This window comes from Azoarcus sp. Soil_N_20, assembly GCF_057656155.1.
The window spans coordinates 403,628-428,162 of sequence record NZ_JBDGKX010000002.1; the positions used below are offsets into that span (position 1 = coordinate 403,628).

Sequence of the window (24,535 nt, forward strand, 5' to 3'; positions counted from 1 at the left end):
TGTGTTGGACATGCCCTGGCTAGCGCTGGTGTGGTTCTTGCACGTCATCCAGAGCATCAGATAAACCAAGTGAGGACGTCATGAAAAACTGGTGGAAATTGCTCCTGATCCCAGTTGTAGGCTTGCTTTCTTCCCCCGCCGTTCATGCCTTTACCCTTGCAGGCGGCGAGCCTCCGGTACCGGCCTTGGGCGAGGGGGCGAATCGGGTCGGGGAGCGCGCCGGAATATCGGGGTTGGCGCCTTTGCATGAGGCGAGCACAGCGGCAAACGCCCGCCTGTTGCTGGTCTCGCAGCAATTCCGGGCGTTCCCGTCGGAACAGGCCTCGCCATCCGCGGGCACTCCGCGCCCGCCGGCGACCGCGGCCAGCGACGATCAGAACAACGGCCTGCTGCTGATGGGCGGCCTGATGCTGGGCGTGCTGGTGGTTCGGCGTTTTCCCCGCTAGGGCGCCGCGAACAGCATGAGATCTTGCGCGCTCCGCATGACTATCCCGTGGATTCTGCTCATCGGAACCGGAGTGGCCAATGGCGCCGATGGAGATGCTTTCAGTCTCGGGGTCGGACAGTCCGTGGGCTACGAGAGCAACCTTTACCGGCTCGCCGACGACGAGGCCGCGCCGGGTGGCTCCCGGCACGACACGGTCAGCGTGACCACGATGAACGGGGCGTTCGACCGGACCTACAGCCGCCAGCGCCTGCGGGCCAAGGTCGCAATCGCCGACACCCGATTTGCCGAACATGACGAACTCGACCACACGGCCCCGAGCCTCCGCCTGGGGTGGGACTGGCAGGTGGGCAATCGCTGGAGCGGTATCGTGGACCATGAATACCGTGAACGCCTGGTCGATTTCGACGAGACCAGCGGGGCCGCCCGCAACATCAATGTCTTTCGACGCACCGGCACGTCGGCCAACTACTGGTGGCATCCCGACTGGGCGACCGGAGCGGGAGTCAGCTCGATCGAGAGTCGATTCAAGGACAACGCATTGCCCGAGTCCGAATACAACGCCCGTACGACTGCTCTCAGCCTCACTTATCGTCCGAAGAGCGGCAACCGGCTGGTGCTCTCCGTGCGCAACACCGATGGACGCTTTCCCAACCGACCTCCCGTTCAAGGGTCGATCCGCGACTATCAACAGGACGATCTGCTGCTGAACGGGAACTGGCAGGCGACCGGAGCGCTGTCGGTGTCCGGATATGTCGGTCAGACCCACCGCAGCTACGATCTGGCGCCGGAGCGCGACTTTTCGGGAATGACCGGGCGACTTACATTCAACTGGGTCGCAACCGGGAAGACCTCCGTGCGGCTCTCGATGCGGCGTGAAATCGGTGCGGAGTCGGATCTGGTCTCCAGCTACGCCGTAACCAAGGCGATCAGCCTGGCACCGACCTGGGCGGTGACCGACAAGATCCGGCTGGGCGCCAACTATGAGGTTCGTCAGCGCGATTACGGGGGCAATCCTGCGCCCGGAAGCGCTACGCCGACCGCAGACGATCGCGAAGACCGCACCAACATCTTCGGCCTCAGCCTCAGCTATCAGCCGATACGCGCGCTGACGCTCGGGTTGCGGCTGCAGCGGCAGACCAGGGACTCGAAAGATCCGGCGCGGGAATACGACGCCGACTCCGCGCTGCTGACCGGCGAGTTCACTTTTTGACCCCGGCCCCACCATCGACGCCAACAACGACAGGCAGGAAAAATCCGACCATGAAATCGAATCCATTGCAGAAATTCGTCGCCGTCGCCGCGCTGGTCTTCGGACTGGTGACGAGCGCATTTGCCGACACTTACGAGTACATGCTCGGGGCCGGCGATGTCGTCCGCATCACCGTGTTCCAGAACCCCGACCTCACCACCGAGGCCAGGGTGTCCGAATCCGGCATGCTCACCTTTCCGCTGATCGGGCCGGTTGCGGTTGGCGGCAAGAGCCTGTCAGCGGCCGAAGCCGCCATCGCGGCCCGTCTGCGTGAGGGCGGCTTCGTGCTGCAGCCGCAGGTCAACCTGTTGCCGGTGCAGGTCCGCGGCAATCAGGTTGCCGTGCTCGGGGAGGTAAACCGTCCCGGACGCTACCCGCTGGAAACCGCAAACCTTCGCCTCACCGATCTGCTGGCCACGGCGGGCGGAATATCACCGGCCGGGGCGGACACCGTGGTGCTGGTCGGAGTCCGCGATGGCAAGCAAGTCCGCCGCGAGATCGATCTGCCGTCGCTGTTCGCGGGTGGCGACCTGTCGGGGGATACCGTGCTGGCCTCCGGCGACCGGATTTTCGTCAGTCGCGCGCCGGTCATCTACATCTACGGCGAAGTCCAGCGTCCAGGTTCCTTCCGCCTCGAACGCAACATGAGCGTGATGCAGGGGCTGGCCACCGGGGGCGGCACCACCCTGCGCGGCACCACGCGGGGTCTGCGTATCCACCGCCGCGATCCGGACGGCACGCTCAAGGTATTCGAGCCTCAGCTCGACGACCTGCTCAAGGACGACGATGTTATCTACGTCAAGGAAAGTCTGTTCTGATCCGCGAGGCGATATATGACTATCCAGCAGCTGTTCCTCATTCTCCGCGCCCGGTTCTGGGTCATCGTCGCCACTTTTGTCGCAGTGGTGGTCGCGGCCCTCGTCGTCAGCCTGCTGTTGCCCAAACAGTACGCCGCCGAAACTGCGGTCGTGGTCGACATCAAGTCAGCGGATCCGGTGTTGGGCGCATTTCTCCCCTCGCAAATGGCCGATGGGTATCTTGCGACCCAGATGGACATCATCCGCTCCGACCGGGTCGCGCAACGCGTGGTCGCACTGACCGGGGTCGACAAACTTCCGTTGATGCAGGAACAGTGGCAGGCCGCAACCGGGGGGGAAGGTTCGATCGAGGTCTGGGCGGCCGCCGCGCTCAAGAGCAAGCTCGAAGTCAGGCCGTCGCGGGAGAGCAGCGTCATTACCATCGCCTACAAGGGCAGTGATCCGCAATCGGCGGCCCGCATCACCAATGCTTTTGCACAGGCCTATATCGACACGACGCTTGAACTGAAGGTCGAGCCGGCGCGGCAATACGCCAAATGGTTCGATGAACGCACCATGGGGCTCCGTGAAGATCTGGAGCGCGCCCAGAAGCGTCTGTCCGACTACGAGCAGCAAAACGGCATCATTGCGGCCGATGGGCGGCTCGATGTCGAAACGGCCCGTCTGGCGGAGCTTTCGACCCAATTGGTGATCGTCCAGGGCCAGCGTGCCGACAGTCGTTCGCGCCAGAGCCAGGCCGGACTGGCCGAGTCGCTTCCGGAAGTCATGCAGAATCCGCTGATTTCGGGTCTGAAGGCGGATGTGGCTCGCCGGGAGGCCGAGAGAGGGCAGTTGCTCGGTCGCGTGGGTCCGAATCACCCCGAGCTTGCACGGATCAACGCAGAGCTCGCGTCGCTGCGTGAGCGCGTGGCCACCGAGGTCCTTCGGGTCGCGAGTTCATTGGGCGCGACGACCCGGATCAGCAACGCAAGGGAAGCCGAGATCGCCGCTGCGGTCGAGGAGCAGCGGGCGCGCGTGCTCAAGCTCAAGTCCCATCGCGATCAGATCGCGGTCCTGCAACGTGATGTGGAGGCCGCACAGCGATCCTACGATCTGGTCGCGCAGCGGTTCGCGCAGACGAGTCTCGAGAGCCAGATGCAGCAGACCAACGTCGCCATCCTCACCGCCGCCACCGCACCGATTTATCCGGCTGGCCCGCGGAAACTGATCATTGTCGGGCTCGGCATGCTGGTCGGCGGGATTCTGGGCATCGGCGCCGCGCTGCTGCTCGAAGTCCGGGATCGGTATCTCCGTAGCGAGGACGATCTCATCGTGTTGCCGGCGGTGCCCTTCCTCGGAAGTGTCCCCCGCATCCAAGTACGTCACCTCGAGCAGGAAGCCCGCATTCTCCGCCTAGGGAGGCCGCAGTGAACGCGCCCAATTACAAGGTTCTGGAAGCGACGACCAAGCGGTCGATCGGTGCAATTCTCATGGACGCCGGCCGGCTGACCCCGGCCGATGCCGAACGGATCCTCAGACTGCAGCGCGAGGAGAGGCTCATGTTCGGAGATGCCGCATTGAAGCTGAAGGTGCTCAGCACCGACGACATTGCCTTTGCGATGTCCCGCCAGTTCGAGTATCCCTATCTGAGACCCGGAGAGAGCAAAGTGAGCGAAGAGGTCAGCGCTGCCTACGCGCCGTTCTCTTCTGCGGTCGAAGCCCTGCGGGCGCTGCGCAGCCAGCTGATGCTGCGCTGGTTCGACAAGGCCGACGGGCGCAAGTGTCTGGTGGTGAGCAGCCCGGCGTCGGCGGAAGGGCGCTCCTGGCTGGTGGCCAATCTGGGCGTCGTTTTCTCCCAGTTGGGCGAGCGCACGCTCGTGATCGATGCCGATCTGCGCAAACCGGCTCAACACCGCTTGTTCGGGCTGGACAATCGCACCGGCCTGTCGACCATCCTCTCCGGACGCGCGGGCGAAGAGGCGATCAGCACGGTGCCGGGGCTCCTCGACCTCTCGGTGCTTGGATCGGGGCCGCTGCCGCCGAACCCGCAGGAAATCCTGTCCAAGTTCCACTTGCCCGCGCTGTTGCAGTACTGTAGCGCCCGCTATGACGTCATTCTGATCGATACGCCGCCAGCCAGCCGCTACGCCGAGGCCAATACCTTGACGGTCAGGGCGGGGGGCACGCTGATCGTCACCCGGCTCAATCATTCCCGCTTGGGCGCCGTCCGCGCGCATTGCGCTGCGGTCAGGGATGCCGGTGCCACGATCGTCGGTACGGTCCTGACTCAGGCCGCCCGCACCGAATACGGCCGCTCCCTGCCCGCGAGCCGATGAGCAAGCCTGCCGCGCTTCGTGCCGAACCCATGTCCCTGGCGGCGCTCGGGCGCGGCGCGCCCTACGTGCTGCTGGCGGTCATCGCCCTCGGACTGGGGGGGCTCGTTCCGGTGTACGCGAGCTTCATGGGGGACAGCGTCGGAAGGTTGCTGCTGCTGCCGCTCGCACTTGCGCTGGCGATCGTCTTTCTCGTTGACAAGTTCTTCCTGCTCACCGCCATCCTGCTGATCCGCTCCGCAGGCGATGTCTTCTTTGAAACCACCAAAGTCTCGGTCGGGCCGCTCTCAATTGGTCTGGGCGGGCTGATCAACCTCGCCGTGCTCCTGATCGTCACTGTTCTGATCGTCGAGTCGCGCAAGAAGGATGTCTTCCAGGGGCAGCGCTGGTGGTTCGCCTTCATCGCAGTGTTCGCCGCCGGCGTGCTGTATTCGCCCAACCCCGGGGATGCCGTCAAGGCGCTGCTCGCCGTGCTGTCCTACTTTGCGGTCTTTCTGGCGGCCTATTTCTACGTGGAGCGAACCGGGGACATTCGGCCCTGCGTGCGCCTGGTGCTGTTCTCTTCCATTTTGCCGGTGCTCTATGCGCTGTTCGATATCGCCGCGCATGCTGGCGCGATCGGCGACTTCAGGCTCAAGAGCACATTCACGCATCCCAACATTTTCGCCTTCTACCTGGTTACGGTCGTCTCCTTGCTCCTCTATGCACTGAAATCGCCAAACTTCAAGCTGCCCAATCAACTGCGCTGGCCGGCCTGGGCGTATCTCGTGCTGTTGCTGGTCCTGTTGCTGATGACGAAAACCCGCAGTGCATGGGTCGCGTGCTTCGCCATCTTCTTTATCTATGCGCTGATGTTCGAGCGCCGCTACCTCCTGTATCTATGCATTGCCCCCTTTCTCGCCCTGCTCATTCCCAGCGTCAGCGAGCGATTGCTTGACCTGGCCGAGGGCAATGAACTGGTTCGCTACGCAAAACTGAACTCCTTCGCCTGGCGCCAACTGATCTGGGAGGACGGCCTGAGCTGGATGGAGCCAATCCGCTATGTTGCGGGCTATGGCGTCGGCGGATTCAAACACTATTCGCCGGGATTTTTCTCCATGTCCGGTGGAATGGAGGCCGGCGCACACAACGTCTATGTGCAGATGTTCTTCGATCTCGGCCTGATTGGTCTGTTTGCCTATGTCATGTTGCTGGCCGGCGTCGCGAGAACGGTAAGCCGTTATGCCGCTATCGACCGGCTGGGTGCATTCGTGCTGCTGGCAGTGGCGATCCAGTATGTAATCATCAGCCTGTCGGACAACATGCTGATCTATCTCGCATTCAACTGGTATGTGTGGATCATTCTCGGGGCGGGGGTCGCGTCGGTCAGGCATATTCAGAATCGATCCGAGGTGGCACCGCCGGATGGCCCGGCGCAGGTTCATCCCGCACGGACCACCCATGATGGCTGGGTGATTGAATGACGAGCGCGAAGCTGATCAAGGTCTTTGTCACTTTTGTGCTTGTCATCGTCCTCGCCGAGGTGATGAATCAGGCATACGCCTATGTACGCCATGGGCAGGGCGTCGTGGCACTGTTGAACGACGAAACCAAATACGTGACCGATGCCGAAAGCGGACTCAAGTTACTGAATCCTGCCTATTCGAGGGATGGATTCGTCGTTAACTCGTATGGCCTCAGGTCGCCGGAAATTGCCGGGTCCTCATCAGCCCGTTCGCTGAAGGTCATGTTCCTGGGGGCCTCGACGGTGATGGGAGAACTTGCCGCCAAGAACGAGGAGACCTTTGCCTACCTCACCGCCCGGAAGCTGGCGCGGGATCTTTCCGCCGAGGTTACGCCCATCAACGCCGGTATCGCCGGGTATCGTGTGGACGACCAAAGACGGATGTTGCGTCGTCTCGCTGACGTCCTGCATACGGATATTCTCGTGATCTATCCGGGCTTCAACGACGTTTCCGACTATTGCGGAGTCCGTCAGGTGCGGGAGCGTCGAGGCTTGCCCTATCTCTCGCTGCCCGATTGGTGGATGTCGTTCAACACCGTTCGCCGCCGTAGCGATGCTCTTCGACCGGCGGTCTCGACCTCTACCCGTGAGGCAGGCAAGGAGATTGAATACGACCGGTTTCAACAGTCCGTTTCCAGCTTGGTTGATGAGGCCCTTGATGCGTCAAAGCACGTGATCCTGGTGACCGGCGCACGGGCATTCTCCGGGAACCAGGACGAAGCCACCCAATGGCGGCTTTCCGCTTCCGTCAGAGGCTATGTTTCGTGCATGTCGATGAGCGAGCTGAATCGCGTGTATGACGCGCATAACGACATTCTGCGCAAGGTTTCGGCTCAGCGCTCGCTGCCCCTGTTCGATCTGGCAAGCGTGGTTCCGGCGGGGGCCGATTTTTTCGGCGACGCGACTCACTTCAACCGGCGGGGCGAAGCGTTTGTCAGTGACAAATTGGCGAACTTTATCCGGACCCATATCGATCTGCAGGGCGACCGATGAGTTTCCAGTCTTCCGGGTTTTTCATCTTCACGGTTGTCCTCTGGCTGTGCGCATGGGGTATCTGCAAGACCGGTACGTCCAGAAAGATCGTTCTCTTGTTGGGATCGTATTATTTCTACATGACGTTCGATTGGCGGTTCGGCCTGCCGCTGCTCGGCCTGTCGATCTTCTACTATCTGGCTGCGCGCGTGCTTGGTCTGCCATTGCAGGATCGGGCGAAGAAGTGGGTTCTTGCGGGTGCAGTAGCGGTTCCGCTCGGCGTGCTCGCCTACTTCAAGTACATGAGTTTTTTCGTTGCCGAGCTGGCGGCGCTGTTTGATGTGCTCGGTTTGCATGTGGGCGTTCTGCAGGTGGTGGCGCCGGTCGGTATTTCGTTCTTCACCTTCCAGGGCCTGGCTTATGTCATCGACGTCCACCGGGGCAGGTTTTCAGCGCACCGGAATCCGCTCGACGTCCTGTTGTTCCTGTCGTTCTTTCCGTCTCTGCTGTCGGGTCCGATCAACAGGGCAGGCGATCTTCTCCCGCAGATTTCAAAGGGCGGCGCGCTGTCGGCGGAGCGCACTGCCGAGGGGTTTTTCCTGATCGCGCGTGGTTTTGTAAAGAAGATCGTTTTTGCCGATCTGTTTGCCGTTCATATCGTCGATCCCGCATTCGCAAATCCGTCCGACTTCTCGACGCTGTTTCTCGTTCTTGCCGTTTATGCCTACACCCTCCAGATCTATATGGATCTTTCGGGCTATACCGACATTGCCAGGGGCGTTGCCAAGGTTTTCGGTTTCGACCTGATGGAAAACTTCCGGATGCCATATGCCGCGTTGACGGTCTCGCAGTTCTGGCAGCGCTGGCATATTTCCATGTCGAGTTTCTTTCGGGACTATCTTTTTCACGGTCTAGGCGGGTCGCGATACGGAAATGTCTATTTCAATCTGCTCGTTACGTTCATTGCGATCGGGATATGGCATGGCGCCGGCTGGAACTTCGTGCTGTACGGGGTTCTTCATGGAAGCGTCGTCGCCGCGGAGCGTTACATCAGGTTGCGGAACGAACGTCTGGGCAGAACGGCGGATCAGCTATCCTGGGTTCGGGTTGGCCTGAAATGGGCTTTTGTTTTCAATTTCGTGTCCTTTTCCCGCATTCTTTTCCGCGCGGACGGAATTGCGGAAGCGCGTGCTTTTGTCGAAGCCATGTTCGCCAATGTCGCGGTCGGTCCATTCGATCTGCCACTGCTGGTGGCGTTGTTGATGGGGGCGGCGCTGGCGCTACATTTCGTGCCGGCCCGCTTCGATGGGCGGCTGGTTCACGCTGTCCATCGCTTGCCATCGGTCGTCTCGGGTGGCGTTTTTGCGGCGACCTTCTACCTCCTGCTGATGCTCTCGGCCGGAGGAAGCGGATTCATCTATTTCGCCTTTTAGCCACTGGAGGCCCCCGCCATGCGACGACCTGTTGCTTTGATGTTTGCCATTGCCGGCGCCGGACTCGTCCATGCGTCGGTTGTATGCGGTGCGGAGTTTGGCACGTATGAGCGACCGTTCACGGTTGACTCGCCATGGAATGCCCGGCCGCTGAATCCGGTGCTGGGGGATTTCGAGGTGCCGAAATCGGACTACTCTCCGACCGTCGCGGGGGGCAAGTGGTCCACCGGCGTATTTCTCGCGCGTCCCTCCGATCCGCCGGTCGTGGTGTTGCCGCTAGCGGGCAAGGCGGGGGTCTGGGATCCGGATGCGGAAGCGTATCGGCCCAACGTTCGTATTCCCCGGTGGCCGGCAGGGGTCAGCCCGGCGATCGGCAGCGATGGGCATGCGGACATCGTCGACCCCGAGATGGGCGTGGTGCATTCGTTCTTTCAGCTGCGCCAGGAGGACGGTCAGTGGCGCGCCACCCAGTACAGCTGGACGAAGCTCGACGGGCGGGGCTGGGGCGAGCCGGGACACTACTTCCAGGGCGCGCGTGCGGCCGGCGTGCCGACGATGGGCGGCCTGATCCGCAAGCATGAGATCGACGACGGCCAGCCGCATTTTCAGCATGCGCTGGCGATGTCGCTCACCTTCAACGCCTTGAGTGCGGATCCGACCTACATATTTCCGGCCACGTCGGCGGACCGCAACGCGGCGACGACCAATTCCGGCGCGATTGCGGAGGGCGCCCTGATGATGCTGCCAGCGACATTCGATACCGCCGGCATCGCCAATCCCGATCTTCGCAAGGTCGCGGAAACGCTCAAGGTCCACGGGGCCTACGTGGTCGATCGCAATCACGGCACGCCCTTCGTCATCTACGTGGAGAACGGCAGCGGCTACAAGCTGCACCGCTCGGGATGGGATTCGGTCGTGGCGCGCGATCTGGACCGGATCCGCGCCGCGCTGCGCCAGGTGGTTGCGGTGTCGGACTGGGTCGACGGTGCGGGCTGGCCGATGAAGATGGAGTCCAACTTGAACCGCCTGTCGATGCGCGGGCCGTGGCGTCTGGAGCGCGGACCGGCGATCGGCACGTTCGAGACCTGGGCCCAGGCGGTGGTATTCCCGGTGAGCACGGAGCGCATCGTTCAGAGCAATCGTTCCGGGCGCAATGTCAGCACCGTGTCGTGGGCGCGCCCGGAGGCGGGACGGCGCTACCAGCTGACGGCCAAGGCCAGTGGTGGCGCGGCGCTACGTCTTCGGCTGTATGGGGACGGCGGCGTGTTGCATGCCGATAGCGGCGAGCTGGGGGCCGGGCAATCCTCGGTCATTACCTGGCCATCGGGTCCGGTCGGGGTGGTATTGACGGCCTATAGCGGCACCTCCGGCGACGGCTCCAGCGTGGGCGGCTCGCTGCTCGCGTTGCCTTGATGACCGACAGCGGCATCGTGGCGGCGGCAGGCGGCTGGCAAGCCGATCTCGCCCGTTGCGGGGGCGGCCGCGCCTGGCTGCGCGAGCAGTCGTTGGCAGCGATCTGGGTGTATCGCTTCGGACGCCGGGTCGATGCGCTGCCGTCCGGATTCAGGCGGCGCTGGCTGACCCGCGGCTACTGGCTGCTCTTTCGGCTGGTCGAGACCCTGACCGGGATCAGCCTGCCGAAGGAGGCGTCGATCGGGCCCGGTCTGCGCATCTGGCATTTCGGGGGCATCTTCATTCATTCCGATGTCGTCATGGGAGCCAACTGCACCTTGCGCCAGGGGGTGACGATCGGTAATCGGCGCGAGGGCGGGGCAGTCCCCGTTATCGGCGACAACGTCGAATTCGGCGCCTATGCGCAGGTGATCGGTGGTGTCCGCATCGGCAACAACTGTCGTATCGGTGCGCTTTCGGTGGTCCTGTGTGACGTGCCCGATGGCGCGACGGCGATCGGGGCCCCGGCGCGCATCGTGCGCAAGGAGATGCACTCGTGACGCGCGCACCGGCCCGGCTCGATGCCGGCAATTTCTGTCTCTGGAGGACGATTTGAGAATCGCCTATTTGATCAATCAGTATCCGAAAGTGAGCCACAGTTTCATTCGGCGGGAAATTCTCGCCCTGGAGCGACAGGGTTTCGAAGTGCTTCGCATCGCCGTGAGAGGGTGGGATGCGGAGTTGGTCGACGTCGAGGACCGGCAGGAGCAGGGCCGTACGAACTATCTGCTGCAGGGCGGGGTGTGGTCGCTGGCCAGGGACGTCGCCAAGGTGGCCTGGGCGAGCCCCGGCCGATTCTTCGGCGGGTTGGCGCTTGCGCTGAAGATGGGACGCAGGGCCGAGCGCCCGTGGCCCTATCACCTCATCTATCTGGCGGAGGCCTGCGCTGCGCTGTCGGCCCTGCGCAGCTTCGGTGCGCGGCATCTGCATGCGCATTTCGGCACCAATCCTGCCGAAGTGGCAATGCTCATCAATGCGCTGACCGGCCTTCCGTACAGTTTTACCGTGCATGGACCCGAGGAGTTCGACAAACCGCAGTTCCTGGGCACGGCCGAAAAGGTGCGCCGCGCAGCGTTTGTCGTCGCCATCAGCTCGTTCGGGCGCAGCCAGCTGTACCGGTGGGTGGAGCACGGCCACTGGGACCGGATCAAGGTTGTCCATTGCGGCCTCGAGGACGCGTTCCACGAGGAGCGGGCCCAGCCCGTTCCGTCGTCTCCGCGGATCGTGTGCGTCGGCCGCCTGTGTGAGCAGAAGGGGCAGTTGTTGCTTGTCGGAGCGCTCGCTCAGTTGGCGGCGAGGAACGTCGATTTCGAGGTGGTGCTCGCCGGTGACGGTGAACTGCGCGGGGAGATCGAGCGCCTGATTGCCCGGCACGGGCTGGAGGGCAAGGTGCGAATCACGGGGTGGATCAGCAGCGCACAGGTGCGGGAGGAGATCCTCGCGGCCCGCGCGCTGGTGCTGCCGAGCTTTGCCGAGGGCTTGCCGGTGGTGATCATGGAGGCGCTGGCCTTGTGCCGGCCGGTCCTATCGACCTACGTGGCCGGTATTCCCGAGCTGGTGCGACCGGCGGAGAACGGATGGCTGTTTCCGGCCGGATCGGTGGAGATGCTTGCCGCGGTGCTGGAGACGGTCCTGGCAACAAGTCCCGAGACCCTGGAGCGCATGGGTGACGCGGGCCGCCAGCTGGTACTCGAGCGCCATGACGTCGATGTCGAGGCGGCAAAGCTGGGGCGGCTATTTCAGGAGTCGTTCGCATGAGCATCGTCTCCATCCTGTTGTCGCTGCTCGCGCTGCTGCTGCTCGTGCCGGTGGCAGTACTGTTGGTGCAGATCCTGGTCGCGCTCCCGTCGCGCCAGCGCAGGCGGCGGGCGACGGCGCACCGTCCCCGTGTTGCCGTACTGGTACCGGCGCATGACGAGGCGCTGGGTATCGTTGCCACGGTGAGAGGGATCGTCGACCAGCTCGCAACCGGTGACCGGGTGCTTGTGGTCGCGGACAACTGCAGCGACGACACGGCCCTGCTGGCGTCGGCGGCCGGTGCCGAGACTGCCGTGCGTACCGATCCCGAGCGCCGGGGCAAGGGCTATGCCCTCGATTTCGGCATGCGACAGCTGGAGGTCGACCCGCCGGAGGTCGTGATCGTGATCGACGCCGACTGCCGCCTCGGTCGCGGCACGCTCGACCGTCTCGCGCGGGTCTGCGGGGAGGCGGGGCGCCCCGTGCAGGCCCTGTACCTGATGCATGCGCCGTCCGGGGGCGGCCTGAAGTTGCGCATCGCGGAGTTCGCCTGGGCCGTCAAGAATCTGATGAGGCCCCTCGGCTACCAGCGACTCGGTCTTCCGTGCCAGTTGATGGGAACCGGAATGGCCTTTCCGTGGGAATCGATACGCGATGCCGATCTGGGCAAGGGTCATATCGTGGAGGATCTGAAGCTCGGGCTGGACCTGGCCCGGGTGGGGCAGCCGCCCCTGTTCTGCTCCGAAGCGCTGGTCAGCAGTGTGTTTCCGGTCTCGGCGGAGGGCGCGCATGCGCAGCGAACGCGGTGGGAGCACGGGCATCTGGGGATGATTCTCGGCGAGGCCCCCGGCTTGCTGTTGCGATCCCTGGCGCGTTTCGACCTGCCCCTGACGGCGCTGGTGCTCGACCTGTGCGTGCCGCCGCTGGCCTTGCTCGCGCTGGCGCTTGGCGCTCAGGTGGCGGCAGGCACGCTGGTGCTTGCCCTTGGCGGGTCGGGGCTGCCGCTACTGCTCGGCGGGGTGTCCTTCGTGCTGTTCGGCCTTGCGGTATTGCTCGCATGGTTCGGCTGCGGTCGGAACATCGTGTCGTTCGGCGATCTCGTCACGGCGCCGCTGTATGCATTGTCGAAGATCCCGCTCTATTGCCGATTCGTCATCGGCCGGCAGGTCGAATGGGTGCGTTCGCGGAGGGATGGATCATGAGCCCGATTGAATGGCCGTCCTCGTTCGGCGCGCACTGGGCGCCGATCGTCGACCGGATACACACGGTGGATTCGGAGGCGGCGGTTGTTCGACTCGTCGACGAACTCGCATCGAGCAAGACAACGCGGATCCTCGCCTTCGTCAACGCCCATGCGATGAATTCGGTGGTGACCGATCCGGCCTTCCGCGCGGCCCTGCTCGATGCGGATGTCCTGCTTCGTGACGGTTCGGGGATGGCCCTGCTGTACCGCTTGCAGGGACGTCAGCCCGGCCTGAATCTGAATGGTACCGATTTCATTCCGCGCCTGCTTTCGGCTTTCCGCGGTCGCCGGATTGCCCTTTGGGGCACCAGCGAGCCGTATCTGAGTACTGCCGCGATCCATTGCGAGCTGGAGTTCGGGGTACGTGTGGTGTCGTGCGAGGACGGTTTCCAGTCCCCCGCCCTCTATTGCGAGCGCGCCGAACTGCTGCAACCGGAGCTGATCGTGCTCGGCATGGGGATGCCGAAGCAGGAGCGGGTGGCGAGCGCCTTGCGCGCCGTGGTGGCGGGGGGTGCGCTGATCGTGTGCGGGGGCGCGATCATCGACTTCCTCGGCGGCAAGGTCGGGCGCGCGCCGGAGTGGGTCCGGCGTTTCGGCATGGAGTGGGCGTATCGGCTGGTGCTCGAGCCGCGGCGTCTGTTCCTCCGCTATGTCGTCGGCAATCCCGTTTTCGTGCTCAGGGCCTGGCGTTGCCGAGGCTCGAGTGTCCGATGAAGCGCACGCAACAGGAGGCATGATGATTGCGATCCTGAGCCGCCGCTGGCGGACCACGGCACGCCCGAAACGCACCCGGGCGGAAGATCGGACGCGGGGCGGCGACGCGGGCCGATCCGCCTCGATGCTGATGCGGCCACGGCCAATACCGGCCGGATCCCGATGGGCTCGCGGTGTTTTTGCGGAAAGTCCGGATCGATGCGGAACGCGGGCGTCCCGTTCCGGCGGGCACAATTGTTCCAATGCGTCGTAATTGAATGGATCGAGGGAAAGAGCCGATGTTGATCAGCGTATATATGCCCACCAAGAATCGGGCCGGGATGCTCAGCAACGCAATTGACTCCGTGTTGCGGCAAACCTACGAGAACTTTGAACTTCTGATCGTCAATGACGGATCGGACGACGATACGGCTGCAGTGATCGAGCGTGCGCGGTCGGCGGATCCGCGTGTTCGTGCCATCCACAACAGCCAGTCGGTCGGTGGTGCCGCGGCGCGCAACATTGCGATCCTGGAAGCCCGGGGCGAGTTTGTCACCGGGCTCGACGATGACGACGAGTTTACGCCGGACCGGCTCGAGAGTTTCGTGCTGGCATGGGAGCGGTTCAGGCTGAGCGGATCAAAGGCGCCCTCATGTCTGTATTCGCAACTCAATGTGGTCGAGTTCGGAAAGATTACCCATCAGACCAACAAGCCCGATCTGGCGAGATTCGAGGACATGTTTGTCGAGAACGTGGTCGGCAATCAGATCTTTGCCCCGAGAAGTCATTTTCTGGATGCCGGTCTGTTCAATCCGGAGCTTCCCGCGTGGCAGGATCTCGAGTTTTTCATGCGGGTGTTGAAGCTGTTCGGCCCGGGACGGCTCGTGAACAAGGCGACCTACAACTTCGAGAACTCGCCGCGCAAGGATCGGATATCCCAGCGCAGTGAGGATAAGCTCCGACGAGCTTTGGGAATCCTGGTCGATTCGCATACGCACGGCAACGGCAGGAGAGTGCAGATGTTGTATCTGCAGCTTTTTGCGCGCTTGTACGGGGTGAAGCCAAGTATCAAGGATTACACGAAGTTTGCGAGTCTCGGCTTGTGGTTTCCGGGGTTTGTCGGTCTGATCAAGGCCAGCTTGAGATAAGGCCTGTTCTTTTGATTTCACTACTTGTTCTGGATCGATTCTTGGAAAAGATGGTGGTTTTTCCTCCGACGCGACAGGAGATGACAGATGCGGGCCGATGAGGCGGGTCGGGCCGCGCGGCGGCCACGAATCAGGGTGCTGCAGTCATTGCGGCAACAGACCGAGAATGACAATCCCTACCTGAAGCAGGTGCTGTCGGCGATCGGGCCGCACGCCGAAGTGGAATTCTTCTCCTGGGGTAAGGCCTTGTTCGGGCGCTATGACGTGTTCCACGTGCATTGGCCCGAATTCCTGCTGCGCGAGCACGGCCGGAGCAAGCCCGTTCAGTACGGACTTTTCCTCGCCTTCATCGTGCGCATGGCCACGCTGCGTCGGCCGGTGGTACGCACGATGCACAATCTCGAACCGCACGAAGGGGCCAGTTCGATCGAACGTCTCCTGCTCGGTCTGCTCGACCGCCAGACCCGGATGTGGATTCGTCTGAATGCAACGACCGAGGGTCGTGCGCCGCAGACGGTGACCATCCTGCACGGACATTACCGCGACTGGTTCGCCACCAAAGTGGTGCCGGCGACGGTGCCGGGACGCCTGCTGTACTTCGGACTGATCCGTCCCTACAAGGGCGTCGAATCACTACTGGAGTCATTCCGTGCGATCGCGCCGGAGCGGGCACATGGACTCGGGCTGCGCATTGTCGGCCATCCGGCGACAGCGGAACTACGGGCGCAGATCGACCACGCCTGCGCGATCGATCCACGGGTGGGGGCGGTGCTCGCCTATGTCGACGAGGTGACGCTGGCCCACGAGATCGGCGAAGCGGAGCTGGTCGTGCTGCCATTCCGGCAGATGCACAATTCCGGTTCGGTACTGCTGGCCTTGTCGCTTGATCGACCCGTCCTGGTACCGCGCAACGCTGCCAACGAAGCGCTCGCCGAGGAGGTCGGCCCCGGGTGGGTGTACATGTACGACGATGAGCTGAGCAGCGAGACGCTGCTGCGGACGCTGCGCCAGGTCCGATCGGACCAGCGTGCCCCGACCCCCGACTTCTCGCGGCGCGATTGGCTGGATGCCGGGGTCCGCCACTACCGCGCCTACCTGGCTGCGATCCATGGCGAACCGGTGGAGGATGCATGTCCTTGAGGGAGGATGCCGCCGCCTCCATCCCGGCTCCGGCCAGCAGGCAACTCGGTGGCACCGCCGCCCGCGGTGCGTTGGTGACGATGGGCGGTCAGGTGGTCAAGACCCTGCTTCAGTTCGGCGGGATCATCATCCTCGCCCGGCTGCTGTCGCCAACCGACTATGGCCTGCTGGCAATGGTGGTCGCGATCATCGGCGTCGGCGAAGTGTTGCGCGACTTCGGGCTGTCGTCGGCGGCGATCCAGGCGGCCAGTGTGTCTGCGCAGCAGCGGACCAACCTGTTCTGGATCAACAGCGCAATCGGACTGGCGCTCGCTGCGGTGGTCTACGCGGCGGCGCCGTGGATTTCCCGGTTCTACGATCAGCCCTTGCTGCAGGCGATCGCGCAGGCCCTGTCGATCACCTTCCTCCTCAACGGATTGGCCACCCAGTATCGCGCCCAGCTCGTCCGCGAGATGCGCTTCGGCGCACTCGCACTGGTCGATGTGGCCAGCCAGGCCGCCGGGTTGTCGATCGGAGTGGCAATGGCCTTGGGGGGCCACGGATACTGGTCGCTGGTCGGCCAGCAGGTCGGTCAGATCGTTGCCACGCTGGTGTTGCTGGTGGTCGCGAGCCGCTGGTGCCCCGGGGTGCCGCGGCGTGGCGCGGCGATGGGGCCCTTCCTGCGCTTCGGGTGGAACCTGATGAACACCCAGCTCATCGCCTATCTGGCCCGCAACGTGGACACGCTGGTCATCGGCAATCGTTTCGGGGCCGAAGTGCTCGGTCTGTACAACCGCGCCTACCAGTTGCTGATGATGCCCTTGAACCAGATCAACGCTCCGGCAACCACGGTCGCGCTGCCGATACTGTCGCGATTGAAGGATGAGCGCGAACGCTACGATGCCTTCCTGATCCGCGGCCAGGAAACGATGCTGCACGTGATCGTGGGAATGTTTGCCTTTGGCTGCGCGCAGGCCGAGCCGCTGATTCTGCTGGTGCTCGGGCCGCAGTGGGCGCCGGCCGTGCCGATCTTCCAGATCCTCGCTTTCGGTGGCGTGTTTCAGGCGGCGGGCTATGCCAGCTACTGGGTGTTTCTGTCGAAGGGGCTGAGCGGGTCGCATTTTCGGTTTGCGCTGGTCTCGCGCTTCGTCTTCATCTGCGCGATCCTGTTCGGAACCCAGTGGGGCGTGCTCGGCGTCGCGACGGCGCATTCGGCAGGGCTCGCGCTGAGCTGGCTGGGCGCGCTCGCGTGGTTGCGGAACTCCGGGGCGCCGATCGGACGCATGCTGGGTAACGGCGTGCTGGTGATCGGCGGCTACGGCACATGCGGGCTGGCGTCTGCGCTCGCGTCCGTAACGCTGGCCACCTCGATGTCGGGCCGTCTCGTGGTCGGCGGGGTGACGATGATCGTGGCCTTCCTTCTGGTGCGCGTGACGTGGCCGGCCTTTCGGCGCAGCGTGACCAGCATCGTCCATAGCCGGTCGCTGCTGCGGGCACCGTGAGATCAAGGCCATTTTGTTGGCAAGGAATCAAGGGAAACACATGAATACCAATGATCGCAGGCTTGACCGGATCAAATCGGGGCTACGGGAGATCGCCTCCAACCCGCGGCTGCTGTCCATCGTCGACCGTGTCGTGTTTGCCCTCATCCCGGGCCGGGGGAGCGATCCCGGTCGGCATGTACTGATCGCTCCGCCGGGTGGTGGCAATATCGGCGATCAGGCGATGGTCGAGGCCTTCCTCGACAACACCGATGGCGAGGTGGTGATTGTCGTCCGCGACCCGCGGGAGGTGAGCGTACCTCCGGCTCACGCCGCGCGGGTGCGGGTGCTCGCGCTCACGTCTCTGGTGTACGGCGGCTTGCCTCGCCGTCTTGTCGATATTGTCGCTTACCGTCGCTTGCTGCGCGGGGCGAGATCGGTTGCGGTGGTGGGGGCCGATATCATGGATGGGGCCTACAACCCACGCGCCTCAGTGAACCGTGCCAATCTGGCCCGCCTGGCGCGCAGGGCCGGAGTGGATGCCAGGGTGCTTGGCTTCAGCTGGAACGGCAGGGCCCATCCGCAGGCCCGGCGTGCCCTTCTGGCCGCGTCGCGGGCGGGCACCCAGCTGCTGCTCCGGGATCCGGTGTCGGCGGCGCGGGCCCGCGCCGACGGCCTGATGAACGTGGTGGATGCGGCGGACACGGTGTTCTCGGCGCGCATGGTCGATCAGGATACGGCCGACCGTCTTCTCGCCTCCGTGCCCGCCGACGCGCGCATCGCGCTGGTGAACGCCAGCGGGCTCGTTGGAGAATCCGTGTCCCAGGTGGAGGAGTATGTCGCGGTGATCCACCACCTCCGGCGACGGGGGCTGAAGGTGGTCTTGCTGCCCCATGTGGTGAGGCCTGGCGCCGATGACATGGTGGTCTGTCGCGAGATCCACAACGCCCTGGCCGACCCGGACATCATCCTGGTCGAGCGCGTGCTCGGCCCGGCAGCGATACGCGGCTTGACCGCGCGTGCCACCCTGGTGATCACGGGTCGCATGCACCTCGCGATCATGTCTTTCTATAGCGGCGCGCCGGCGATCACGCTGGCAACTCAAGGCAAGGTCGAGGGGCTGATGCAGTTGTTCGGCACCGAAGCGCTCTGCATCGATCCCTGCGTGGGCTTCGGCGCACGCATCATTGCCGTTGCCGACGACGTGCTCGATCGCATCGAAGAGGTCCGGGATCACATCGCCGCGCGGCTTCCACTGGTCACCGAGCGGTCGCGGCTGAACTACGCCTACGGAAGTCAGTTGCCGCAGGCGGGCGCGGCGACGTTCGGATACCGGTGAGGAGAGCGGGCGTGCCTACTATCCAGAATGTGGTTGAAAACGGGATCTGCGTCGGTTGCGGCGCATGCTCGGTCGTAACGCACGGCGCGATTCCCGTCCGTAAAGGCGGCTACGGCTTCTTTGTCGCCGACCTCGCGCAGGTGGAGCGCGAGGTCCTCGAGACGGCGAGCAGGGTCTGCCCCTTCGCCAACGAAGCCGCGAACGAGGACACCGTTGCCGAACGGGTGATCCACGACGCGCCCGTCAGCGATCCCAGGATCGGCAAGTACCGTTCCATATACGCCGGGCGGGTGGCATCGGACGACTACCTGAACGAGAGCAGTTCGGGCGGGCTGACCAGCTGGCTCGTCGGCAAACTGCTCGAAGGCGGTCATGTGGACGGCGTCATTCACGTCGGACGCGGCGGCGGGGACCTGTTTTCGTATTCGGTTTCGCGCTCGCCGACCCAACTCCGTGGCAAGCGCAAGTCCGCCTACTACTCGACCACCCTGGGCGAGGTCCTGGCCGAGATCCGTGGTGATGGCCTGCGTTATGCCCTGGTGGGCGTTCCATGTTTCGTCAAGGCGGCACGCCTCACCTGCTTCGAGGATGCGGTGCTGGCGCAGCAACTGCAGTACTTCGTCGGGCTCGTCTGCGGCCATCTGAAGTCGGCCGCATTCGCCGAGTTCCTTGCCTGGCAGTGCGGCGTGGCGCCGGCCGACGTGGAGGCCGTGGATTTTCGGGTCAAGGCGCGCGGCCGGGACGCTGGACGCTACGACTTCGGTGTGCTGCAGAAAGGCGCCGACGAATGGGTCACCCGGCCGACCTACGAGCTTCACGGCGGCAACTGGGGACATGGGATGTTCCAGCTCAATGCCTGCAACTATTGCGACGACATCTTCGCCGAGACCGCAGACGTGGTTTTTGGCGATGCGTGGTTGCCCGAATACCGGGCCGACTGGCGTGGGACCAATATCGTGCTGACCCGCAACGCCACCATCGAGCGGATTATCGAGGACGGCAGGGCATCCGGCGAGATCGTGCTCGATGCGCTGTCGGCGGCCCGCGCCGCGGAATCCCAGGGGGGGAATTTCCGCCACCGCCGCGATGGCCTCTCCGTGCGGCTGGCCGATGACCTGCGCGCGGGGAAGTGGATTCCATTGAAACGAATCGCACCGGGCGGCTTGCCCGTGTCGGCTCAGCGCAAGGCCTTGGTACGTCAGCGCCGGATAATCTCCGATCGCAGCCATCGCCTGTTCGCCGACGCAAAGCAGCGGGTTGAACTGGAGTACTTCATGTCGTGCATACAGCCCCTGGTCGAGAAGTACGAGCGTCTCAACAGGCCGGGCCTGGTGGTGCGCATTCGCGCTCGCCTTGGGCGCGTGTTGCGGCGTGCGATAGGGTCTATGGTACGGGTGAACTCATGAAATTGTCTGGAAGGGGAGAAACGAGATGAAACTGACCGTGATTGGGACGGGGTACGTGGGTTTGGTATCCGGCGCGTGCCTGGCCGATGTCGGCAACGACGTGCTGTGCCTCGACGTCGATGCGGAGAAAATCAGAATCCTCGAGGATGGCGGGATCCCCATCCACGAGCCCGGCCTGCTGGAAATGGTCCGGCGCAACGTGGAGGCGGGTCGTCTGTCCTTTACCACCGATGTCGAGCGCGCCGCCAGGTATGGCAGCGTCCAGTTCATTGCGGTCGGCACGCCGCCGGACGAGGATGGTTCGGCCGATCTTCAATATGTACTGGCGGCGGCGCGCAATATCGGCAAGTACATGGATGGTTACCGGGTGATCGTGGACAAATCCACCGTGCCGGTGGGTACCGCGGACAAGGTGCGGGCGGCGGTGGCCGAAGAGCTGGCCGCACGCGGAAGCGATGTGGCCTTCAGCGTGGTATCGAATCCCGAGTTTCTGAAAGAGGGTGCCGCGGTCGATGACTTCATGCGCCCGGACCGGATCGTGGTGGGTGCGGACGACGAGCAGGCGATTGCGCTGATGCGTCAGTTGTACGCGCCGTTCCAGCGCAACCACGACAAGCTGGTATTCATGGATGTGCGCTCGGCCGAACTGACCAAGTACGCGGCAAACGCGATGCTCGCGACGCGGATCAGCTTCATGAACGAGCTGGCCAACCTGGCCGAGACGCTGGGGGCCGATATCGAACTGGTGCGCCAGGGGATCGGCAGTGATCCGCGGATCGGCTGGCATTTTCTGTATGCGGGTTGCGGCTATGGCGGGTCGTGCTTTCCGAAGGACGTGAAGGCGCTGATCAAGACCGCGGGCGAGCATGGGAACAGCTTGCGGGTGCTGACCGCGGTGGAAGAGGCCAACGATGCGCAGAAGCATGTGCTGATAGACAAGATCGTGGCGCGTTTTGGCGACGATCTGTCCGGCAAGCGCTTCGCAATGTGGGGGCTGGCCTTCAAGCCCAATACCGACGACATGCGCGACGCGCCGAGCCGGGTGATCATCGCGGAACTGTTCAAGCGGGGGGCGACGGTGACCGCCTACGATCCGGTGTCGATGCTGGAGAGCGAGCGCATTTTCGGCGACGAAACGCGGCTGACCTATGCCGGGCGCCCCAAGAGCGCACTCGAAGGGGCCGATGCGCTGGTGATCGTGACCGAATGGAAGGAATTTCGCAGTCCCGACTTCGATGTGATCAAGAGCCGGCTGCGGTCGCCGGTGATCTTCGATGGACGGAATATGTATGACCCCGCATTGGTGCGGGCGCAGGGGATCGAGTACTTCGGGATCGGGCGGCGGTGAGCAGGTCGCTGCCGCTTCGTTGTGCGGTACACGATAAGACGTTGTCGATAAGGAGTTGATTGTGGCAAAGGGAATGATTCTGGCCGCAGGCCAGGGGTCGCGGGTACGCCCGTTGACGAAGAATGTGCCGAAACCGATGGTGCCGATACTGGGCAAACCGGTGATGGAGTACCTGATCGAGCATCTGGCGCGCTTCGGAGTCCGCGAGATCATGATCAATGTGGCGTTCAACCACTACAAGATCGAGAACTACTTTGGCGACGGGCATCGCTGGGGGGTCGAGATCGGCTACTCGTACGAGGGTGGGCGCGATCACGGCGACATTGTGCCCAAGGCGCTCGGCTCGGCCGGCGGGATGCGCAAAATCCAGGATTTTGGTGGCTTCTTCGACGAGACCACGCTGGTGATCTGCGGCGATGCGATCATCGATCTCGATATCCGTGCGGCGCTCGACGAGCATCGCCACAAGGGCGCGGTGGCGAGCGTGGTAACGCTGGATGTGCCCCGCGATCAGGTCAAGAATTACGGCGTGGTGGTGGCGGACGAGGAGGGGCGGGTGAGGTCCTTCCAGGAAAAACCGTCCCCCGAAGAGGCGAAGTCCACGTTTGCGAGCACCGGGATCTATCTGTTCGAACCGGAGGTGATCGACCTGATTCCGTCGGGGCGCGAGTTCGATATCGGCAGCGACCTGTTTCCGATGCTGGTCGAGCAGGACCTGCCGTTCTTCGCCCAGAAGCGCTTCTTCAACTGGATCGACATCGGCCGGCTGACGGATTACTGGTCGGTGTTGCAGCGCGTGCTGCGTGGCGAAGTGGCGCAGATGGACATGCCCGGGCGCGAGATCAAGCCGGGCGTGTGGGTCGGGCTGAATACCTCGGTTGCGTGGGAAAGCGTGCAGATCGTGGGCCCGGTGTATATCGGCGCGGGCGTGCGCATCGAGCCCGGCGTGTCGGTGATCGGTCCCACCTGGATTGGCCACGGGAGCCACCTGCGCGCGGGCTCGCGCGTGGAACAGAGCATTCTGTTCGACTACACCCGGCTGGGCGAAGGGCAGCTGTTCAAGGACAAGATCATCTCGCCGCAGTACTGTGTGGATCGCTCGGGTGAAACGCTGTACGTAGGAGACGAAACGGTGAAATTGCGGTGGGGGGATGCGCGCGCCTGAGCTTTCACGCACTATCGGCGGGTGGGCCCGGCGCGGGGACGGGCGACCCGGCGGGCGCAGACGCTGCGCCGCGAGCGGCCTGTCCGCAGTGGCAATGGAGTTTTTCATTGCTCCATCACCGCTCCATTCGAAGCGTCCAGCGCAGCAAGACGCTCGCAACAACGTCGAACGACCTCAAGGTGGCTGAACATGACGATCAAGACGGTAATTCTGTCGGGTGGCTCCGGCACCCGGCTGTGGCCCGCATCGCGCGAGTCCTATCCCAAGCAGTTGCTGCCGCTGACCGGCGAGCACTCCTTGCTGCAGGAAACCGCGGTGCGGCTGAACGGCTTTGCCGGCGGCGCGGTCGATCCGCAGCCGCTGCTCGTCAGCAACGAGGAGTACCGCTTCATCATCGCCGAGCAACTGCGCCAGATCGGCGTGAAGTCGGCGCAGATCGTGCTCGAGCCGGTCGGGCGCAACACCGCCCCCGCACTCACCCTGGCGGCGCTGGCCGCCGGTGCGGCCGGAGACGACCCGGTGCTGCTGGTGATGCCGGCCGATCACGTGATCCTGGACGTGGCCGCCTTTCAGCACGCGATCGCCGAAGGCGCCGAGCAGGCCGCGAACGGCCGCCTGGTGACCTTCGGCATCGTGCCCGATCGCGCGGAAACCGGTTACGGCTACATCCGCGTCGGCCCGTTGGCGGGCGATACCGGCACGGCGCGGGTGCTGGCCGAGTTCGTCGAGAAACCCGATGCCGATACCGCCGCGCGCTATGTCGCGAGCACCGAATACTTCTGGAACAGCGGTATCTTCATGATGAAGGCTTCGGTGTGGCTCAGGGCCATCGAGCAGTTCCGTCCCGATATCGCTGCCGCATGCCGGCTCTCCTTCGATGGCCGCAAGGCCGATGCCGACTTCCTGCGGGTCGACAAGGCCGCGTTCGAGGCCTGCCCTCCGGATTCGATCGACTACGCGGTCATGGAAAAACTGCAGTCCGCGCCCGAACTCGGCCAAAGCGTGGTGGTGCCGCTATCGGCGGGCTGGTCCGACGTGGGCGCGTGGGATGCGCTGTGGGCCGTATCGGCCAAGGATGGCGAAGGCAATGCGGGACGCGGCGAAGTGATGTTCGAGGGCAGCCGCAACACCCTGGTGCACGCCACCCACCGCCTGGTGGCCGCAGTCGGCTGTGACGACATGGTGGTGGTGGAGACGGCGGACGCGGTGATGGTGGCGCACAAGAGCCGCACCCAGGACGTCAAGAAGGTCGTGGCGCGGCTCAAGGCCGAGGGCAAGAGTTCGAGCCTGACCCGGAGCCACCGCAAGGTCTATCGCCCGTGGGGCTGGTACGACTCGATCGACTTCGGCGAGCGCTTCCAGGTCAAACGCATCGTGGTCAATCCGGGCGCCACGCTCAGTTTGCAGATGCATCACCACCGCGCCGAACACTGGATCGTGGTCAGGGGTACCGCCGAAGTGACCAATGGCGAACGAACCTTTCTGCTCGGCGAGAACGAATCGACCTACATCCCGCTGGGGCACACCCACCGCCTGGCCAATCCGGGCAAGGTGCCGCTGGAGATCATCGAAGTGCAGTCGGGTGGATACCTGGGCGAGGACGACATCGTGCGCTTCGAGGATACCTACGGGCGGATTGCAGGATAGACGGCAGGCAAGCGGCCTCCC

Annotated in this window: 21 protein-coding genes; all 21 read left to right on the top strand. The window is 63.8% G+C overall.

The genetic code is table 11. The features are described 5' to 3' along the window. Positions 1 to 80: 80 nt before the first annotated feature. On the top strand, positions 81 to 446 hold the full coding sequence (locus tag AC3A35_RS06400) for a hypothetical protein (protein WP_487435122.1): 366 nt from the start codon (positions 81 to 83) through the stop codon (positions 444 to 446). A 36-nt stretch (positions 447 to 482) separates the two neighbouring features. After that, positions 483 to 1,658: an XrtB/PEP-CTERM-associated polysaccharide biosynthesis outer membrane protein EpsL gene (epsL, locus tag AC3A35_RS06405; protein WP_487435123.1), complete on the top strand. Its 1,176-nt coding sequence runs from the start codon at positions 483 to 485 to the stop codon at positions 1,656 to 1,658. A 50-nt stretch (positions 1,659 to 1,708) separates the two neighbouring features. Next, entirely contained in the window at positions 1,709 to 2,515 is an 807-nt protein-coding gene (gene epsE, locus AC3A35_RS06410; RefSeq protein ID WP_487435124.1) for a polysaccharide export protein EpsE, read from the top strand. 15 nt (positions 2,516 to 2,530) lie between these two features. Beyond that, positions 2,531 to 3,925, top strand: coding sequence for a chain length determinant protein EpsF (gene epsF, locus AC3A35_RS06415; RefSeq protein WP_487435125.1), 1,395 nt, complete (start codon positions 2,531 to 2,533; stop codon positions 3,923 to 3,925). Then, positions 3,922 to 4,830: a chain length determinant protein tyrosine kinase EpsG gene (epsG, locus tag AC3A35_RS06420; protein WP_487435127.1), complete on the top strand. Its 909-nt coding sequence runs from the start codon at positions 3,922 to 3,924 to the stop codon at positions 4,828 to 4,830. Before epsF ends, epsG begins: the two co-directional genes overlap by 4 nt. Beyond that, the gene (locus AC3A35_RS06425; RefSeq protein ID WP_487435128.1) at positions 4,827 to 6,290 is read left to right on the top strand and encodes an O-antigen ligase family protein; all 1,464 of its coding nucleotides are present in this window, start codon (positions 4,827 to 4,829) and stop codon (positions 6,288 to 6,290) included. The genes epsG and AC3A35_RS06425 overlap by 4 nt, the downstream gene beginning before the upstream one ends. Further along, a complete protein-coding gene (locus tag AC3A35_RS06430; protein ID WP_487435129.1) occupies positions 6,287 to 7,324 on the top strand; it encodes an SGNH/GDSL hydrolase family protein in 1,038 nt (345 codons plus the stop codon). The genes AC3A35_RS06425 and AC3A35_RS06430 overlap by 4 nt, the downstream gene beginning before the upstream one ends. Beyond that, a complete protein-coding gene (locus AC3A35_RS06435; protein ID WP_487435131.1) occupies positions 7,321 to 8,736 on the top strand; it encodes an MBOAT family O-acyltransferase in 1,416 nt (471 codons plus the stop codon). The genes AC3A35_RS06430 and AC3A35_RS06435 overlap by 4 nt, the downstream gene beginning before the upstream one ends. A gap of 18 nt (positions 8,737 to 8,754) precedes the next feature. Next, positions 8,755 to 10,149: an Atrophin-1 multi-domain protein gene (locus AC3A35_RS06440; RefSeq protein WP_487435132.1), complete on the top strand. Its 1,395-nt coding sequence runs from the start codon at positions 8,755 to 8,757 to the stop codon at positions 10,147 to 10,149. After that, complete coding sequence (locus AC3A35_RS06445; RefSeq protein ID WP_487435133.1) at positions 10,149 to 10,688, top strand: serine O-acetyltransferase; 540 nt, start codon at positions 10,149 to 10,151, stop codon at positions 10,686 to 10,688. Before AC3A35_RS06440 ends, AC3A35_RS06445 begins: the two co-directional genes overlap by 1 nt. A 52-nt stretch (positions 10,689 to 10,740) precedes the next feature. Further along, a complete protein-coding gene (locus AC3A35_RS06450) occupies positions 10,741 to 11,946 on the top strand; it encodes a glycosyltransferase family 4 protein (RefSeq protein ID WP_487435134.1) in 1,206 nt (401 codons plus the stop codon). Further along, positions 11,943 to 13,127 carry a glycosyltransferase family 2 protein gene (locus tag AC3A35_RS06455; RefSeq protein ID WP_487435136.1) on the top strand — a complete coding sequence of 395 codons (1,185 nt, stop codon included), beginning with the start codon at positions 11,943 to 11,945 and terminating at the stop codon, positions 13,125 to 13,127. The genes AC3A35_RS06450 and AC3A35_RS06455 overlap by 4 nt, the downstream gene beginning before the upstream one ends. After that, positions 13,124 to 13,882: a WecB/TagA/CpsF family glycosyltransferase gene (locus AC3A35_RS06460; protein WP_487435137.1), complete on the top strand. Its 759-nt coding sequence runs from the start codon at positions 13,124 to 13,126 to the stop codon at positions 13,880 to 13,882. Before AC3A35_RS06455 ends, AC3A35_RS06460 begins: the two co-directional genes overlap by 4 nt. A gap of 278 nt (positions 13,883 to 14,160) precedes the next feature. Continuing rightward, a complete protein-coding gene (locus tag AC3A35_RS06465) occupies positions 14,161 to 15,009 on the top strand; it encodes a glycosyltransferase (RefSeq protein ID WP_487435138.1) in 849 nt (282 codons plus the stop codon). Positions 15,010 to 15,096: 87 nt separating this feature from the next. Next, positions 15,097 to 16,149 carry a glycosyltransferase gene (locus AC3A35_RS06470; protein WP_487435139.1) on the top strand — a complete coding sequence of 351 codons (1,053 nt, stop codon included), beginning with the start codon at positions 15,097 to 15,099 and terminating at the stop codon, positions 16,147 to 16,149. Further along, positions 16,140 to 17,630: a lipopolysaccharide biosynthesis protein gene (locus AC3A35_RS06475; RefSeq protein WP_487435140.1), complete on the top strand. Its 1,491-nt coding sequence runs from the start codon at positions 16,140 to 16,142 to the stop codon at positions 17,628 to 17,630. The genes AC3A35_RS06470 and AC3A35_RS06475 overlap by 10 nt, the downstream gene beginning before the upstream one ends. Positions 17,631 to 17,670: 40 nt before the next feature. After that, positions 17,671 to 18,948, top strand: a complete 1,278-nt coding sequence (locus AC3A35_RS06480) for a polysaccharide pyruvyl transferase family protein (protein ID WP_487435141.1) — start codon at positions 17,671 to 17,673, stop codon at positions 18,946 to 18,948. A gap of 11 nt (positions 18,949 to 18,959) precedes the next feature. Then, the gene (locus tag AC3A35_RS06485) at positions 18,960 to 20,354 is read left to right on the top strand and encodes a Coenzyme F420 hydrogenase/dehydrogenase, beta subunit C-terminal domain (RefSeq protein ID WP_487435142.1); all 1,395 of its coding nucleotides are present in this window, start codon (positions 18,960 to 18,962) and stop codon (positions 20,352 to 20,354) included. Positions 20,355 to 20,379: 25 nt separating this feature from the next. Next, positions 20,380 to 21,702: a UDP-glucose dehydrogenase family protein gene (locus AC3A35_RS06490; RefSeq protein ID WP_487435143.1), complete on the top strand. Its 1,323-nt coding sequence runs from the start codon at positions 20,380 to 20,382 to the stop codon at positions 21,700 to 21,702. A 61-nt stretch (positions 21,703 to 21,763) separates the two neighbouring features. Continuing rightward, on the top strand, positions 21,764 to 22,867 hold the full coding sequence (locus tag AC3A35_RS06495; RefSeq protein ID WP_487435144.1) for a nucleotidyltransferase family protein: 1,104 nt from the start codon (positions 21,764 to 21,766) through the stop codon (positions 22,865 to 22,867). A gap of 189 nt (positions 22,868 to 23,056) precedes the next feature. Then, a complete protein-coding gene (locus tag AC3A35_RS06500; RefSeq protein ID WP_487435145.1) occupies positions 23,057 to 24,514 on the top strand; it encodes a mannose-1-phosphate guanylyltransferase/mannose-6-phosphate isomerase in 1,458 nt (485 codons plus the stop codon). Positions 24,515 to 24,535 lie beyond the last annotated feature (21 nt).

Coding starts and splice junctions, on each gene's coding strand:
- AC3A35_RS06400 (WP_487435122.1), top strand. CDS start 81: ATGAAAAACTGGTGGAAATTGCTCCTGATCCCAGTTGTAGGCTTGCTT.
- epsL (WP_487435123.1), top strand. CDS start 483: ATGACTATCCCGTGGATTCTGCTCATCGGAACCGGAGTGGCCAATGGC.
- epsE (WP_487435124.1), top strand. CDS start 1,709: ATGAAATCGAATCCATTGCAGAAATTCGTCGCCGTCGCCGCGCTGGTC.
- epsF (WP_487435125.1), top strand. CDS start 2,531: ATGACTATCCAGCAGCTGTTCCTCATTCTCCGCGCCCGGTTCTGGGTC.
- AC3A35_RS06425 (WP_487435128.1), top strand. CDS start 4,827: ATGAGCAAGCCTGCCGCGCTTCGTGCCGAACCCATGTCCCTGGCGGCG.
- AC3A35_RS06430 (WP_487435129.1), top strand. CDS start 6,287: ATGACGAGCGCGAAGCTGATCAAGGTCTTTGTCACTTTTGTGCTTGTC.
- AC3A35_RS06435 (WP_487435131.1), top strand. CDS start 7,321: ATGAGTTTCCAGTCTTCCGGGTTTTTCATCTTCACGGTTGTCCTCTGG.
- AC3A35_RS06440 (WP_487435132.1), top strand. CDS start 8,755: ATGCGACGACCTGTTGCTTTGATGTTTGCCATTGCCGGCGCCGGACTC.
- AC3A35_RS06445 (WP_487435133.1), top strand. CDS start 10,149: ATGACCGACAGCGGCATCGTGGCGGCGGCAGGCGGCTGGCAAGCCGAT.
- AC3A35_RS06455 (WP_487435136.1), top strand. CDS start 11,943: ATGAGCATCGTCTCCATCCTGTTGTCGCTGCTCGCGCTGCTGCTGCTC.
- AC3A35_RS06460 (WP_487435137.1), top strand. CDS start 13,124: ATGAGCCCGATTGAATGGCCGTCCTCGTTCGGCGCGCACTGGGCGCCG.
- AC3A35_RS06465 (WP_487435138.1), top strand. CDS start 14,161: ATGTTGATCAGCGTATATATGCCCACCAAGAATCGGGCCGGGATGCTC.
- AC3A35_RS06470 (WP_487435139.1), top strand. CDS start 15,097: ATGCGGGCCGATGAGGCGGGTCGGGCCGCGCGGCGGCCACGAATCAGG.
- AC3A35_RS06475 (WP_487435140.1), top strand. CDS start 16,140: ATGTCCTTGAGGGAGGATGCCGCCGCCTCCATCCCGGCTCCGGCCAGC.
- AC3A35_RS06480 (WP_487435141.1), top strand. CDS start 17,671: ATGAATACCAATGATCGCAGGCTTGACCGGATCAAATCGGGGCTACGG.
- AC3A35_RS06490 (WP_487435143.1), top strand. CDS start 20,380: ATGAAACTGACCGTGATTGGGACGGGGTACGTGGGTTTGGTATCCGGC.
- AC3A35_RS06500 (WP_487435145.1), top strand. CDS start 23,057: ATGACGATCAAGACGGTAATTCTGTCGGGTGGCTCCGGCACCCGGCTG.